General features: G+C 66.2%; 12 protein-coding genes. 6 read left to right on the plus strand and 6 right to left on the minus strand.

Going from position 1 to position 15,443, the window contains the following annotated elements:
* Positions 1-480 precede the first annotated feature (480 nt).
* From ACK41V_RS13885 to ACK41V_RS13910, 6 genes are all read right to left on the minus strand, one after another.
* Positions 481-1,932, minus strand: coding sequence for an aldehyde dehydrogenase (locus ACK41V_RS13885; RefSeq protein ID WP_409783189.1), 1,452 nt, complete (start codon positions 1,930-1,932; stop codon positions 481-483).
* Between the two features lie 67 nt (positions 1,933-1,999).
* Positions 2,000-2,710, minus strand: a complete 711-nt coding sequence (locus ACK41V_RS13890) for an ABC transporter ATP-binding protein (RefSeq protein ID WP_409783190.1) — start codon at positions 2,708-2,710, stop codon at positions 2,000-2,002.
* Entirely contained in the window at positions 2,707-3,468 is a 762-nt protein-coding gene (locus tag ACK41V_RS13895) for an ABC transporter ATP-binding protein (RefSeq protein ID WP_409783191.1), read from the minus strand. Before ACK41V_RS13895 ends, ACK41V_RS13890 begins: the two co-directional genes overlap by 4 nt.
* A complete protein-coding gene (locus ACK41V_RS13900; RefSeq protein ID WP_409783192.1) occupies positions 3,461-4,393 on the minus strand; it encodes a branched-chain amino acid ABC transporter permease in 933 nt (310 codons plus the stop codon). Before ACK41V_RS13900 ends, ACK41V_RS13895 begins: the two co-directional genes overlap by 8 nt.
* Positions 4,390-5,268, minus strand: a complete 879-nt coding sequence (locus tag ACK41V_RS13905; RefSeq protein ID WP_409783193.1) for a branched-chain amino acid ABC transporter permease — start codon at positions 5,266-5,268, stop codon at positions 4,390-4,392. The genes ACK41V_RS13900 and ACK41V_RS13905 overlap by 4 nt, the downstream gene beginning before the upstream one ends.
* A gap of 19 nt (positions 5,269-5,287) precedes the next feature.
* Entirely contained in the window at positions 5,288-6,496 is a 1,209-nt protein-coding gene (locus tag ACK41V_RS13910) for an amino acid ABC transporter substrate-binding protein (RefSeq protein ID WP_409783194.1), read from the minus strand.
* Between the two features lie 217 nt (positions 6,497-6,713).
* Between ACK41V_RS13910 and ACK41V_RS13915 the strand changes: the two genes are divergently transcribed.
* The 6 genes from ACK41V_RS13915 (at position 6,714) to ACK41V_RS13940 (ending at position 15,352) form a co-directional block, all read left to right on the plus strand.
* Complete coding sequence (locus tag ACK41V_RS13915) at positions 6,714-7,697, plus strand: helix-turn-helix domain-containing protein (protein ID WP_409783195.1); 984 nt, start codon at positions 6,714-6,716, stop codon at positions 7,695-7,697.
* A 463-nt stretch (positions 7,698-8,160) separates the two neighbouring features.
* Entirely contained in the window at positions 8,161-10,698 is a 2,538-nt protein-coding gene (nirB, locus tag ACK41V_RS13920; protein ID WP_409783196.1) for a nitrite reductase large subunit NirB, read from the plus strand.
* Between the two features lie 20 nt (positions 10,699-10,718).
* A complete protein-coding gene (gene nirD, locus ACK41V_RS13925) occupies positions 10,719-11,078 on the plus strand; it encodes a nitrite reductase small subunit NirD (RefSeq protein ID WP_409783197.1) in 360 nt (119 codons plus the stop codon).
* A 61-nt stretch (positions 11,079-11,139) separates the two neighbouring features.
* Positions 11,140-12,453: a nitrate- and nitrite sensing domain-containing protein gene (locus tag ACK41V_RS13930; RefSeq protein WP_409783198.1), complete on the plus strand. Its 1,314-nt coding sequence runs from the start codon at positions 11,140-11,142 to the stop codon at positions 12,451-12,453.
* A gap of 343 nt (positions 12,454-12,796) precedes the next feature.
* The gene (locus tag ACK41V_RS13935) at positions 12,797-13,609 is read left to right on the plus strand and encodes a formate/nitrite transporter family protein (RefSeq protein ID WP_409783199.1); all 813 of its coding nucleotides are present in this window, start codon (positions 12,797-12,799) and stop codon (positions 13,607-13,609) included.
* Between the two features lie 9 nt (positions 13,610-13,618).
* Entirely contained in the window at positions 13,619-15,352 is a 1,734-nt protein-coding gene (locus ACK41V_RS13940; protein ID WP_409783200.1) for a protein kinase domain-containing protein, read from the plus strand.
* The last annotated feature ends 91 nt before the right edge of the window (positions 15,353-15,443 follow it).

Below are 15,443 nucleotides of genomic sequence, written 5' to 3' on the forward strand. Positions count from 1 at the left end.
GCCCAGGCTGCGCAGCGCGTGGCGCTTGCGCCCGCGCGCTCGGGGCCGAGCGCAGCGCAGCGAAGCAATGGCCCGTGTGGATGTCCGATCCCCTTGGGTTCCCTTCAGGATGCGCCGAGGAGCGCAGCGGCCAGCGGATCAGGGATCGCGATTGTCTGAGCGCAACGCAGTGGAGCGAGTTCGAGCGAGACCCCGCTGGACGCGAGCACCGCAGGTTTCCCCTCACGCCCGCAAGGGCGTGTGGGGACGCAGCGTGTAGGGTCGCCTTCTCTTTGGTGACTTTCTCTTGGCGAAGCAAGAGAAAGTTACTGCGCCGCCGGGCGCACACCCCGGCCTCCGCCCTTCAACCAAGCATGTGACTAGATCAGCGTCCCGGCTTCAACAAGCTAAGTCCGAACAGGTGGTTGAGACTTAATAGTACAAAAAAGATAGCTGCTAGCGCTTATAGGACAAGCGCTAGAGCCTAAAAACACCAAAAAATCAGAACGGATAGTGCCGCGCCGTTGTCTGCACCGTGATCCAGCGCAACTCGGTGAACTCGCGCACCCCGGCCATGCCGCCGAAGCGGCCGTAGCCCGAACTCTTCACCCCCCCGAACGGCATCTGCCCTTCGTCGTGCACCGTCGGCCCGTTGATGTGGCAGATCCCCGACTCGATCCGCGCCGCCACATTCCAGGCACGCGCAATGTCCCGCCCGAACACGGCAGCCGACAAACCGAACTCGTTGTCGTTGGCGCAAGCAATCGCTTCCTCCACGCCGTTCACGCGCACGATGGGTTTCACTGGGGCAAACGATTCCTCGCGGTAGATCAGCATGTCTGGTGTCACATGGTCCAGCACGGTCGCGGGCATCAGCGTGTTCTCGGCCTTGCCGCCGCACACCAGCGTGGCGCCCTGGGCCAAAGCGTCGTCGATGAGGGCGTTGCAGCGCGTCACCGTCGACATGTCCACCACCGATCCGAGCACCACCGGGCCCTTGCGCGGGTCGCCAAGTGGCAGGGCTGCGGCGCGGGCGCCCAGCTTGGCCACGAAGGCGTCGGCAATGCTGCTGTCCACCACGATGCGTTCGGTGGACATGCAGATCTGGCCCGAGTTGGCAAACGCGCCAAACACGGCGCCGTCCACCGCAGCGTCCACATCGGCATCGTCCAGCACCACCAGTGGCGCCTTGCCGCCCAGCTCCAGCACCACGGGTTTGAGGTATTTGGCGCAGGTCTGCGCGACGATGCGGCCCACCTTGGTGGAGCCTGTGAAGTTGACGCGGCGCACGGCTGGGTGGGCCACGATGGCCTCGACCACGGCACCGGCATCGGCGGGCGCATTGGTCACGAAGTTCACCACGCCCGGGGGCAAACCGGCTTCCTGCAGTGCTTCGATGATCAGGCCGTGCGTGGCGGGGCACAGTTCCGATCCCTTCAGGATCACCGTGTTGCCGCACGCCAGCGGCGTGGCGATGGCACGCACGCCCAGGATGACAGGCGCGTTCCACGGCGCAATGCCCAGCACCACGCCTGCGGCCTGGCGCACACCCATGGCCAGGCTGCCGGGTACGTCGGACGGGATCACTTCACCGGCAATTTGCGTGGTCAAAGCGGCGGCTTCTTGCAGCAAGCCAGCGGCCAGGTGCACGTTGAAGCCGGCCCACATGCCGGATGCGCCCGTTTCTGCGGCCATCGCTGCAGCAAAGGCTTCTGTCTTGGATTCGAGCGCGTGGGCGGCCTTCAGCAGCAGTGCGCGGCGCGCGTTGGGGCCCAGGGCCGACCAGGCGGGGAAGGCCTTGGCGGCTGCGTCGGCAGCGGCCACAGCATCCGCTACGGTAGCGGCGGGCGCGGTGGTGGCGACGGAGCCGTCCAGGGGGTTGCGGCGCTCAAACGTGGTGCCGCCGGTGGCTTGGACGCTGGCACCGTTGATCAGCATGGAAATCGCGGTCATTTAGTAACTCCTGACAACAACAAGAAGAAAATGAAAAGAAGACGGTAAAAGAAGAGGGGATGGAAGTTCAGGCGACGCCCAAATAGTCTTGCCGAACGACATCGGATTGAAGAAGGGTGATCGCATCTCCCGACGCCACAATGCGTCCGCGTTCCAGCACATAACCACGCTGCGCGATCTGCAGCGCTTTGCGCACGTTCTGCTCCACCATCAGCACCGTTACGCCTTGCGCGGCAATGCGCTGAACAATGGTCAGCAGCTCGTCCACCATGCGCGGGGCCAGGCCCAGCGAGGGTTCGTCCAACATCAGCAGGCGCGGTCCGCTCATCATGGCGCGGGCCACGGCTACCATCTGCTGCTCGCCGCCGCTCATGGTGCCCGCAAGCTGTTGCGCGCGCTCCTTGAGGCGCGGGAAGTCTTCGAAGGCCTGGGCCAGGCGCTCTGTGCGCGTGCGCGAGGGCACCAGCCAACCACCCAGCTCCAGGTTCTCGGTCACTGTCATCTGCGGGAACAACTGGCGGCCCTCGGCTACCAGGGCCAGGCCGCGCTGTACACAAGCAGTCGCGTTCGTGGCAGGCACCTTCTGGCCATCCAGCAGCACCGTGCCCTGGCGTGGCAGCAGGCCCGCCAGCGCTTTGAGCAGCGTGGTCTTGCCCGCACCGTTGGGGCCGACGATGACCGTGATGCCGGGTGCTGCTTCGAGCGACAGGTCCTGCAGCACCTGAAAGCCGTGGTAGCCCGTGGTCAGGTTCTGGACTTGGAGGTGTGCGCCGCTCATGCTGTGGCTCCTTGTTCGGCGGTGCTGCCCATCTCGTCACCCAGGTAGGCCTCGATCACCTGCGGGTCGCGCACCACTTCGGCGGGTGTGCCGTCGGCGATCTTGCGGCCCTGGTGCAGCACCAGCACCCGTTCCACGTACTTGAGCAGGGTGGTCACCGCGTGTTCGATCCACACCACCGTCAGGCCATAGTCGTCACGCAGGCGGCGGATGCGCTGGGCCATGGCGTCGACCTCGGCCTCGGTCAGTCCGGCCGCAACCTCGTCGAGCAGCAGCAGACGTGGGCGTGTACCCAGGGCCATGCCGATCTCCAGCAGCCGCTGCTGCGACGGTGTGACGTCGGCGGCGGGGCGCTGCGCCAGGGCCGTGAGGCCCAGCATCTCCAGGATCTCGTCTTCGTTGCGCAGGCCCATCGGGCCCTGGCGGTGGCGGCCTGCGAACTGCATGCCAAAACGCACGTTGTCGCGCACCGTCATCTCGGGGAACACGCGGGGGGTCTGGAAGGTGCGTGCGATACCGTGCGCCGCGTAGTGGTGTGGGCCCTTGCCGGTCAGGTCGTCTCCACCGCAGTGCAGCGTGCCCGAGGTGGGCGGCTGCACGCCTGAGATGGCGTTAAAGAACGTGGTCTTGCCCGCGCCGTTGGGTCCGATGATGCCGATGAGTTCGCCGGTGTGCAGCGTGGCGCTCACGCCATCCACGGCTGTCAGGCCGCCAAAGCGCACGGTCACGCTGTCGATGGTCAACAGTGCTTCAGCCATGGTGTGCCTCCGCAGCGGGCTTGCGCCGTTGCCACAGTGTGGCCAGGCCGTTGGGCAGGTACATCACGCACAGGATCAGCAGCAGGCCCAGCACCATCATGTAGCCATAGGGCAGTTGCAAGCGCAGCGTTTCGGCCAGCAGGCTGAACACGATGGCCGCGAGCACCGGGCCGCCAATGCTGGCAGCACCGCCGATCAGTGCGATCAGCACGGTCTGGAAGCCGATGAAGGGGCTGAACACCGCAGCGGGTTCGATGTAAGTCCAGCGCACGGCCATCGCTGCGCCCACGGCGCCTGCAAAGGCGGCCGTGATGCCGAAGCCTGCGATCTTGGCCAGGCGCGTGTCTACGCCCAGGGTTTGAGCACGCTGCTCGTCGGCACCGATGCCCGAGAGCGCCAGGCCGAAACGGCTGCGTTTGATGGCGATGGAGGTGGCAATGGCCGCCGCGGCGATCAGCAGCACCGTGAGGTACACCGTTTCGTTGCTGGGTACCACCGTCAGCACGCGGCCCACCGTGCCTGAGACCTGCTTTTCAACAAACGTCACGGCGTGGCGGATCAGCTCGGTCATGCCGAAGGTGAGCACGGCAAAGTAGGTGCCGCGCAGGTGAAGCACTGCCGCCCCCATCACCACCGCAACTACGGTGGCAATGAGCGCGCCGCTCAAAATCACCAGCGGCCAAGGCAGCACCGCCAGCAGCGTGGCGCTGGTGTACGCGCCAATGCCAAAGAAGGCGGATGTGGCCAGAGACAGGTAGCGCGTGGCGCCGCAGAACAGTGACCAGCTCGTGGCCAACGCGATGTACATCAGGCAGCTGAGCAGCACGGAGGCCATGAACTCCGACACCATCCACGGCAGGGTGGCGACGACCGCCACCCCCGCAGCCAGCGCCAGCCAAGACTTGTTGGAATGTAGAGAAGTCATTTTTTCGAGAACAGTCCGTTGGGGCGCCAGATCAGCACGCCGATGAACACCGCATAGCTCAGCAGCATCTTGAGAGACGGGCTGCTGAAGTGCATGCCCAGGGCTTCGACCACACCGAGCAGCAGGCCGCCGGCCAGGCTACCCGCCAGGCTGCCGAAGCCGCCCAGCGTGATCACGATCAGTGCGGTCACGGTGTAGGGCTCGCCCATCGAGGGGGAGATCTCGTAGGTCATCGACAGCAGGGCACCCGCCACGCCCGAGAGGCCCAGGCCGATGCCGAACATCATCGGGTGCAGGCGCCGGGTGTTGATGCCCACCAGCTGCGCCCCGGTGGGCGACTGCATCAGCGCCCGCACGGCCTTGCCCAGCAAGGTGAGCTTGAGCAGGGCGATCAGCGCGGCCGACAGCGCCAGCGCCACGCCAAACAGCACCAGCTTGTTTTCGGTGAAGCGCATGCCCGCGATTTGCACCGGGTCGGCCAGGTATTCATACCCGCGCAGATCGCCGCCCCAGATCAGCAGGGCGGTGTTCTGCACCAGGAACATCAGGCCGAAGCCCACCATCAGGCTGCGCGCCTCGAACACGTCCACGTTCGGCGCGCGCGCTGCCAGGCGCTTGAAGCACAGCGCATGCACCGCCACGCCCAGCACGAACAGCGCAACGAAGGCCAGCGGCATGAGCAGCAGCGGCGACCAGCCCCAGGCCGTGTGCGCCCACCAGGTCAGGAAGGCACCGAGCATCAGGAACTCGCCATGCGAGATGTTCATGATGCGCATCAGCCCGTATTGAAGATTGAGGCCCATGGCCACCAGCGCATAGATGCCGCCGGTAATGAGGCCACTGGCGAGCAGTTCGGCCCAGGAAGTCAAAGACACAGTGCAGGTTCCGAAGGGGTTATTTCCAGGCGGGCTTGCTGGTGTTGAGCTGGGCAGTGGCGCGGTCCTTGGGCCATACCACTTCGAAGTCGCTGCCTTGCCACTGGCTCACGGTGCCGGGGATGGAGGCGTTTTCGCTGCCCGCAAAGCGGATGCCGCCCAGGATGGTCTTGAACTCGTTCTTGGCGATGTGCTCGCGCAGTGCCTTGCGGTCCAGGCCCGCTTTTTCCACCGCCTGCTGCAGGATCTGCAGCGCGGCCCACGAGTGGCCGCTGGCCCAGCGGTCCGGCTCCTTGTTGAACTTCTTCACATGGGCGTCGAAATACGCTTTGGCTTCGGGGCTGGTCTTCACGCTCCACGATCCCATGCCGATCACGCCTTCGGTGTTGGCTTGCATCACGTTCTTGTAGAGCTGGAAAGCAGTGCCCACCGATGCGTAGAAAAACTTTGGGTTCAGGCCCACTTCGCGCGCCTGGCGGCTCGCCAGGATGGTGTCGGGCGGGTAGGTGATGCCGATGAAGGCGTCAGGGTTCTGGTCTTTGATGCCACGCAGCACGGGCGCCAGGTCCTTCACGCCCAGCGGGTAGCTTTTGCGCTCCACCACCTGGATGGTGGTCTTTTTGAGCGCGGCGTTCAGTGCCGCAAAATTCTCCAAGCCAAACAGGTCGTCCATGTAGACGATGGCAATGGTCTTCACGTTGTTGGCCACCAGCATGTCTACCAGTGCACCCATCATCTTGTCGGGCTGCTGCAGCAGCGAGAAGAAGTAGGGCAGGTTCATATCAATCAGCTTGCGCGACAGCGCCGTGGGCGCCAGCAGCGGGTAGCCAAAGCGGTTGGCCAGCGGCGCGATGGCGAAGTTGGCGCCCGAGCCCCAGGGCGGCAGGATCAGGTCCACCTTGTCGCTGCCCATGAGCTTTTCGTAGGTGCGCACGCAGGTTTCGGTTTCGCTGCGGTCGTCGTAACCTATGAGTTCGACGGGGCGTTTGGCACCCTTCACGCTGAGGCCGCCTGCGGCGTTGACCTGTTCGGCCCACAGCAGGTAGTTGGGCTCCTGGCTAACCTGCGCGCCTGCAGCCCAGGGGCCGGTGCGGGCGATGGCGTAGCCGATGCGCACGGGGTTGCTGCCACTGCCTTGGGCCCACAGTTGGGGCGCCACGGCCAGCGTGCCGACGGTGGCGGCGGCCCCTTTGATCCACTGCCGCTTGGATGGTTGATGCTGCGTCATTTGGTGTCTCCTCAGATGTGAGCCCACGTGGTGCAGGCCGTCCCCGGATCGTAGGCAGGCGTGTCGTTTCGTGCTGCGCTGAGCGTGCACAAAACACTTGTCCGAGCGTGCAGGTGGCAGCGGGTTTACCCGGATTTCCTCGGGCGGCACGGGATACCTGTGCGGCCGATAATTCAGCGGCATAACGATCTGGTCCGCGCAACCCCTTGGAGACACCATGGCCCATCCACTGACCGAGGTATCGACCGACACCGTGGCTCCGCGCGACCGCCTGAACCTGTGGGGCGACGCGGTGTGGCGGCTCATTGGCGGGCTGGAGTCGGATGCGTTTGGCGATGAGGCCTTTGCAGGCCACATCACCTCGGGCCAGGCGGGTTACGTCAACCTGTGTCAGCTCAATGTGAGCCGCCACCGCGTGGTGCGCACCCCCAGCCTTATTCGCGGCAGCGATCGCGCCTACATCAAAGTCGTGGCGCAGCTTGAAGGGCGCGCCTGCTTCGAGCAGAACGGGCGAAAGGTATGGCTCTCTCCGGGTGAGTGGAGCGTGTACGACACCACCCGCGCCTACGCCGTGAGCAATCCCGAGGCTGTGCGCCAGATGGTGCTGATGATCCCCAAGGAGCAGTTGCCGGAGCGCAAGCTCAAGCTGGACGACCTCATGGTGCAGCGTTTTTCGGGCACTTCGGGTGTGTCGCGCCTGGCCTGGGACACGATGCGTGCCGCTTTCTCCGAGCTGCCCACCATGTCCGACGCCGCCGCAGACGGCGTGGCCGATGTGATCACGCACTTGGTGCAGCTGTCGCTGCTGGAGCGCAATGGCCAGCACAGCATGTTGTCGCAGCGCGAAGCCCTGCGCGACCGCATCAGCCAGTACGTGGACCGTCACTTGGGTGATCCTGATCTCACCATCGACCGCATGGCCCAGGCGTTGAACTGCAGCAAGCGACACCTTTACAACGCGGTAGCCGATGAGGAAGAAACGCTGGCTGCCATGATCCAGCGCCGCCGCCTGGAGGCCTGCCTGCGCGACCTGCGCCATCCTGCGCATGCCCAGCGCTCCGTCACCGACATTGCGCTTTCCTGGGGCTTCAGTAACAGCGCCCATTTCAGCCGTGCCTTTCGTGCGCATGTGGGATGCAGTCCCAGTGAGTACCGTGTGCGCACCTGTGGCGAGGCTGCGCTGGCACTGTTGGAGCACTGAGCTGTTTTGGGGGGGCTCCGATGCTGTGGACCCGCAATTGCGCATGAAATAGGGGGGGCGGTGGACGCCTCTGCGCAATGCATGGGCTTTGTCCACGCCTGCGCCAGGTCACGCCCCAATTTGGTGATGTGCTGCACCGCAGCGATGCGCGTTTCCCGGGGCGGCGCCCTCGGTGGGGCACGGCCACGCGCTTTCTTGGCGCCACGCAGGCGCAAATGCCTGAAAACAAGTCGGCATGTTTATTGCTGGACAAAGGCTGTCCGCCGGTAAAGCTGCCTGCGCACTGATAACAACCCCTCCGCTAATGATGGCGGAACACCCGGGCAAGCCGCAGCGTCGCAGCGGGCTGCCTGGTAGTTCCAACCCACGCCCGTGGTTCCGCGGAGGGTGCGTTGTGCCGCAAGGCATGGCACATCCTGCACCCCTCGAACTGGTTCCCCGGGTCCTTGCAGGATGAGCAAGCATGAAAATCGTTCTCATTGGCCACGGCATGGTCGGCCACAAGTTCCTCGAAAGCCTGGCCGAGACCGGCATCACCGGCGTCGAAGTCACCGTGCTGTGCGAGGAGCCGCGCGCCGCCTACGACCGGGTGCACCTGTCCGCCTTCTTCAGCGGCACCTCGGCCGACGAGCTCTCGCTGGTCGAGCCCGGCTTCTTCGAGCGCACCGGCTTCACGCTGCGCCTGGCCGCTCGGGCCGCGTCGGTGGACCGCCGCACCCGCACCGTGACCACGGCCGATGGCGAGGTGCTGCCCTACGACAAGCTGGTGCTGGCCACCGGCTCCAACCCCTTCGTGCCGCAGGTGCCGGGGCGTGACCGTGACCACTGCTTCGTCTACCGCACCATCGAAGACCTGGAGGCCATGCAGGCCTCGGGCGCCAAGTCCAAGACCGGCGTGGTCGTGGGCGGTGGCCTGCTGGGCCTGGAATGCGCCAAGGCGCTGCGCGACATGGGCCTGGAAACCCATGTGGTCGAGTTCGCCCCCCGGCTCATGGCCGTGCAGGTGGACGAGGGCGGCGGCCGCGTGCTGCGCGCCAAGATCGAGGAGTTGGGCGTGCAGGTGCACACCGGCCGCAACACGCAGGAGATCACCGATGGCGCCCGTGCACGCCACCGCATGGTGTTTGCCGACGGCACGTACCTGGAGACCGACATGATCGTCTTCTCCGCCGGCATCCGCCCGCGTGACGACCTGGCCCGCCAGTCGCTGCTGGCGGTCGGGCCGCGCGGCGGCGTGGCCATCGACAGCGCCTGCCGCACCAGCGACCACGATGTGTACGCCATCGGCGAATGCGCCTCGTGGAACGAGCAAACCTTCGGCCTCGTGGCCCCCGGCTACGACATGGCCCGCGTGGCGGCCCGCCACATCGCGGGCGATACCGACGCGGCCTTTGTCGGCGCGGACATGAGCACCAAGCTCAAGCTCATGGGCGTGGACGTGGCCAGCATCGGCGATGCGCATGCGAAAACGCCGCACAGCCGCACCTGCCAGTACGTGGACGAGCGCCGCCAGGTCTACAAGAAGATCGTCATCAGCGAAGACGGCAAGCAGCTGCTGGGCGCCGTGCTCATCGGCGACGCCACCGAATACGGCACGCTGCTGCAGATGGCGCTCAACGGCATCGCGCTGCCCGAGGACCCCGAGTTCCTGATCTTCCCGTCCAGCGACGGCAAGGCCAAGCCCGGCCTGGGCGTGGACGCGCTGCCCGATACGGCGCAGATCTGCTCGTGCAACAACGTCACCAAGGGCGGCATCTGCGAAGCCGTGGGCAATGGCGCCTGCACCATCGCCGAGATGAAGGCCTGCACCAAGGCCGGCGCCACTTGCGGCGGCTGCGTGCCCCTGGTCACCCAGGTCATGAAGGCCGAAATGGCGCGCCGCGGCATGGCCGTGAACAACCACATCTGCGAGCACTTCGCGTACTCGCGCCAGGAGATCTACCACCTGGTGCGCGTGGGCAACATCAAGAGCTTTGAGGACCTCATGGCCCGGCATGGCAAGGGCATGGGCTGCGATATCTGCAAGCCCGTGGCGGCCAGCGTGTTCGCCTCTTGCTGGAACGAGTTCGTGCTCAAGAAGGAGTTGGCCGGCCTGCAGGACAGCAACGACTACTACCTGGGCAACATCCAGAAGGACGGCACCTACTCGGTGGTGCCGCGCATGCCCGGCGGCGAGGTCACGCCCGACGGCCTGATCGCCGTGGGCCAGGTGGCCAAGAAGTACGGCCTGTACACCAAGGTCACGGGCGGCCAGCGCGTGGACCTGTTCGGCGCGCGCGTGGAGCAACTGCCCACCATCTGGGAGGAACTGATCGCCGCCGGTTTCGAGTCCGGCCATGCCTACGGCAAATCGCTGCGCACGGTCAAGAGCTGCGTGGGTTCGACCTGGTGCCGCTATGGCGTGGGCGACAGCGTGGGCCTGGCCGTGGAGTTGGAGCACCGCTACAAGGGCCTGCGCTCGCCGCACAAGATCAAGTTCGGCGTGTCGGGCTGCACGCGCGAATGCGCCGAGGCGCAGGGCAAGGACATCGGCATCATCGCTACCGAAAAGGGCTGGAACCTCTACATCTGCGGCAACGGCGGCATGAAGCCGCGCCACGCCGAGCTGTTCGCGTCCGACCTGTCCAAGGAAGACCTGGTGCGCATGATCGACCGGGTGCTGATGTTCTACGTGCGCACGGCCGACCGGCTGCAGCGCACCAGCACCTGGCGCGAGAACCTCGAAGGCGGCCTGGCCTACCTCACCGACGTGCTGATCAAGGACAGCCTGGGCCTGTGCGCCGAGCTCGAAGCCCAGATGCAGCACGTGGCGGACACCTACCAGTGCGAGTGGAAGACGGCCATCACCGACCCCGAGACGCGCAAGCGCTTTCGCTCCTTCGTCAACAGCGACAAGGCTGACGAGAACGTGCTCTTCGTCGAGGAGCGTGGCCAGATCCGCCCGGCGCGCGCCGACGAACGCAGCCCCGCCAAGATCATCCCCATCCGCCAGGCCGCTTGAAGAAGAAGGACGAGAACACCATGAGCGCACTTCCCATGAACAGCCGCACCGACCCCCTTGCCTGGACCGACATCTGCGCGGTCGACGACATCCTGCCCAGCACCGGCGTCTGCGCGCTGGTGGCCGACCGCCACGTGGCCGTGTTCCGCACCGGCAGCGACCAGTTCTTTGCCATCGACAACGTGGACCCCAAGTCGGGTGCCAGCGTGCTGTCGCGCGGGCTCATCGGCAACCTGGGCGAGCGCGTCGTGGTCGCCTCGCCGCTGTACAAGAACCATTTCGACCTGCGCACCGGCGAATGCCTGGAGGCGCCCGAGCATTCGGTGCGGGCGCACGGGGTGCGCGCCGAGGGCGGGCGCATCAGCGTAGCAGTCGCTTGAACGCTTTGGGAGGCGTCCGGCGGGGTTAGCATCTGCGTATCCTGAATCCCGGAGTCACCGCATGCCCGATCTGGCCGCCGCGCCCCTGTCCGTTTCCAGCCTCGTGCTGCGCTCGCGCCAGCTCGAGATCGATGCGGTACGCCACCTGGCCAACCGGGCTGCGCTGGTGGACGTGGTCGGGCAACTGATCGAGGGCCTGCAGCGCGAGCGCGGCGCTTCGGGCGTCTACCTGGCCTCCAAGGCCCAGCGCTTTGCCGACCTGCGCGGCCGCACCGTGCTGGAGGTCGTGGCGCTGGAGGCCAAGCTGCGCGCCGAGTTCGCCCAGCATGTGGAGCCCGCGCAGGGCGCCACGGCCAAGGCCTTGTCGCTGATGGCCTGGGCACTGCTGGGCCTCGACGCGCTGCCCGCGCTGCGCAGCCAGATCGACAAGCAGGCGATGACCGCCCACGATTCGATTGCCGCGTTCAGTCACCTGATCGCCGGCCTGATCGAGCTGGTTTTCCACGTGGCCGATGCGGCCGGGCTGCCCAGCGTCTCGCGCCAGCTCGTGGCCCTGGTGCATCTGGTGCAGGCGCAGGAAGAGGCGGGGCAGGAGCGGGCCATGGGCGCTTTGCTCTTCGCCTCGGGGCTGGGCAGCGATGCGCACCAGCAGCGCGTGCTGCACCTGATCGATGCGCAGGAGCGCAGCCTGCGCGTATTTTCCGAATTTGCCGACCCGGCCCTGCGCACGCGCTGGGAGCAGCAGCAACTGGCCCCGGGCATGGCCCAGCTGGAGCGCCTGCGGCGCACGCTGTGCGTGGCCCGCCCCGGCGCCGCGCTGGACAGCAACCTGAGCGACGCCTGGTTCGACGTGTCCACCGAGCGCATCAACGCGCTGTGGCTGCTGCAGGTCGAGCTGGTGCAGCGCCTGCGCGAGGACTGCGCGGCCCGCATCCTCGAAGCCCAGCAGGACCTGCAGGATTCCAGGGGCCTGCTGCGCGGCCTGCGCGACAACCCGCCGCAGCGCACGCACGCGGTGGACCGCTTCTTCGACATCGCCATCGCACCCGAGGTCGTGTCCGAGCAGGCCGCCAGCGCGCATGCCGGTGAATCGGCATCGCTGCTCGAGCTGCTGCAGGCCCAGTCGGCGCGCATGGCCAGCATGGAGGCCGAGCTTGAAGCGGCGCGTCGCACGCTCAACGAGCGCAAGGTGATCGAGCGCGCCAAGGGCGTGCTGATGGCCCGCCTGGGCATGAACGAGGAGGTTGCCTTCCGCGTGCTGCAAAAAACCTCGATGGATCAGAACCGCCGCCTGCTCGACGTGGCCGAGGCCACGCTGTCCCTGCCGGACCTGGCGTTCGCCCACCCCGACCGCAAGGGCGACAAGCCCGCCTGATCCATGCTGGTGCCTTGCGTGCACCGCCTTGAAGCCATTCCTGCGCCGAAGACTTGCCGTATGCACGGAATGCGGGACACAAAGGACCGTCGGCCGCCCCAACGAGGGTACGGAACTTGCATGGAGTCCACTGGATGGTGGGCTAACGGCGGCCTGCCATCCACCGCCTGCGGTTGCCCGCAGGCCCAGGAATCGCGCATCCGAGGATAACGGCGTCCATTGCGTTCCCCATCTGCATGGGGGCGCAGCGGACGCCGTTTTCTCTTTCCTCCTCTCTTTGCGCTTTTCCCCGGGTGGACCACTTGGGGGCGCACATCAGTCTCCCCGTTCCAAAGGAAGTTCAATGGCCTACCTTGCCCCCGCCGAGTTCGTGACCAAGATGGTCGATTCCGGTGAATCCAAGCTCCTCATGTCCACCCGCGACACGCTGATCCGCTCCTTCATGGCCGGCGCCATGCTGGCACTGGGCGCCGCCTTCGCTGTCACTGTCACAGTGAACACCGGCAACCCGCTGCTGGGTGCAATGCTCTTCCCAGGCTGCTTCATCCTGCTGTACCTGCTGGGTTATGACCTGCTGACCGGTGTGTTCACGCTGGCCCCGCTGGCCGTGCTCGACAAGCGTCCTGGCGCCACCTGGCGTGGCGTTTTCCGCAACTGGACGCTGGTGTTCTGCGGCAACTTCGCGGGGGCCTTCATGGTGGCGGTGTTCATGGCCATCATTTTTACCTTCGGTTTTAGCGAGGCGCCCAATGCAGTCGGGGTGCAAATCGGCCACATTGGCGAGGGTCGCACGGTGGGTTACTCCGCGCACGGCGCCGCCGGCATGCTGACCCTGTTCATCCGTGGCGTCATGTGCAACTGGATGGTGTCCACCGGCGTGGTGGCGGCCATGATGTCCACCTCGGTGTCGGGCAAGGCCATCGGCATGTGGATCCCCATCGCCCTGTTCTTCTACATGGGTTTCGAGCACAGCATCGTCAACATGTTCCTGTTCCCCTCGGGCCTGCTGCTCGGTGGCAACTTCACGATCATGGACTACCTGGTCTGGAATGAAATCCCCACCGTGATCGGCAACCTGGTGGGCGGCCTGACCTTTGTGGGCGCCATGCTGTACTCCACGCACTACAAGACCGCGCCCAAGCGCAAGATTGCCTGAGCGTTGGCCATGCACGCCTTGCGCGTCACTCTCGGCCAGCATTCCGAGGCCGGGCACAAGGGAGTCAACCAGGACTTCCACGGTGCCATGTTGCCCACGGGGCCGCAGCGCGGAACCAAGGGCATCGCGCTGGCGCTGGCCGACGGCATAGGCTCCAGCGCCGTGAGCCAGGAGGCCAGCGCGGCGGCGGTGCGCGGCTTTCTCGACGACTATTACGCCACTTCCGAGGCCTGGTCGGTGCGCCGCTCGGCCCAGCGTGTGCTGGGCGCCACCAATGCCTGGCTGCATGCGCAGACCATGCGCAGCCATGCGCGCTTCGACAAGGACCGGGGCTATGTCACCACCTTCAGCGCCCTCATCCTCAAGGGCCGCGAGGTGCACCTGCTGCACGTGGGCGATGCGCGCATTTACCGCGTGCACGCCATGGCGCTGGAGCAACTGACCGAGGACCACCGCGTGCACCTGTCCTCGGTCGAATCCTTCCTGGGCCGGGCGCTGGGCATGGGGCCCAACGTCGAGATCGACTACCGCAGCCTGCCGGCCGAAGTGGGCGATGTCTACCTGCTGGCCACCGACGGGGCGTACACGCACCTGGATGTGGCGGCCGTGCATGCCGCCATTGCGCACACTGATGACCTGGATGCAGCCGCGCGGGCGCTGGTCGCTGCGGCACAGGCGCGCGGGGCCACCGACGACCTGACGGTGCAGTTGCTGCGCATCGACGCGCTGCCCGAGGACCGGGCATTGGCGCACCTGCCGCCGCAGCGCGAGGGGCTGGCCCTGCCGCCGCCGCTCGCGCCGCGCATGGGCTTCGAGGGCTACACCATCGTGCGCGAGCTGCATGCGAGCTCGCGCAGCCACGTGCATCTGGCCGTGGACGACACCACGGGCCAGCAGGTGGTGATCAAGACCCCGTCGGTGGACCTGGCCGCCGAGAAGGACTATCTGGACCGCTTTGTGCTGGAGGAATGGGTGGCACGGCGCATCCACAGCCCGCACGTGCTGCGGGCCGCAGGCAGCGAGCGGCCACGCCAGCATGTCCATGTGGCCATGGAGTTCGTGGATGGGCAGACCCTGGCCCAGTGGATGACCGACCACCCCTTGCCGGACCTGGATGCCGTGCGCAGCCTCGTCGCCCAGATCGGCAAGGGCCTGCAGGCCTTCCATGCGCGCGAGATGCTGCACCAGGACCTCCGACCCGAGAACCTGCTGATCGACCGCAGCGGCACCGTGAAGCTCATCGATTTCGGGTCGGTGCATGTGGCGGGCCTTGCCGAGGGCACCTCCGGCGCACGCGCGGATAGCATTGCCGGCACGCTGCAGTACACCGCACCCGAGTATTTCGTGGGTGGCGAGGGGGATGCGCGCTCGGACCTGTTCTCGCTGGCAGTCCTCACCTACCAGATGCTCACCGGCCAGCTGCCCTATGGCCTGCAGGTGGTGCGCCTGCGCTCACCGGCCCAATTCAAGCAGTTGCGCTACGTGCCCGTGCGCCACCTGCGGCCCGAGCTGCCCGCCTGGCTCGATGGCGTGCTGCAAAAGGCCCTGCAACCTGAGGCATTCAAACGCCAGGAGGCGGTGTCCGAGTTCCTGTACGACCTGCAATCGCCCGGTGCGCAGTTCCAGCGCCTGCGCGCGCCACCCCTGGTGGAGCGCAATCCGGTGCTGTTTTGGCAGACCGTGTCGTTGGTGCTGCTTTTATCTGTGCTGTTGCTGCTGGGATTGCGCGCTTATGGCCATTGACCCTGACGGCGATTGAAATCGCCAGCTCGTGATGCAGGGATGAGTAGTGCGCTGCCGCTTCGACAAAGCGGCAGCACTCCGACTCGCCGCA

Origin of the sequence: Acidovorax sp., assembly GCF_046291265.1 — a bacterium.
Taxonomy (GTDB): Bacteria; Pseudomonadota; Gammaproteobacteria; order Burkholderiales; family Burkholderiaceae_C; genus Acidovorax.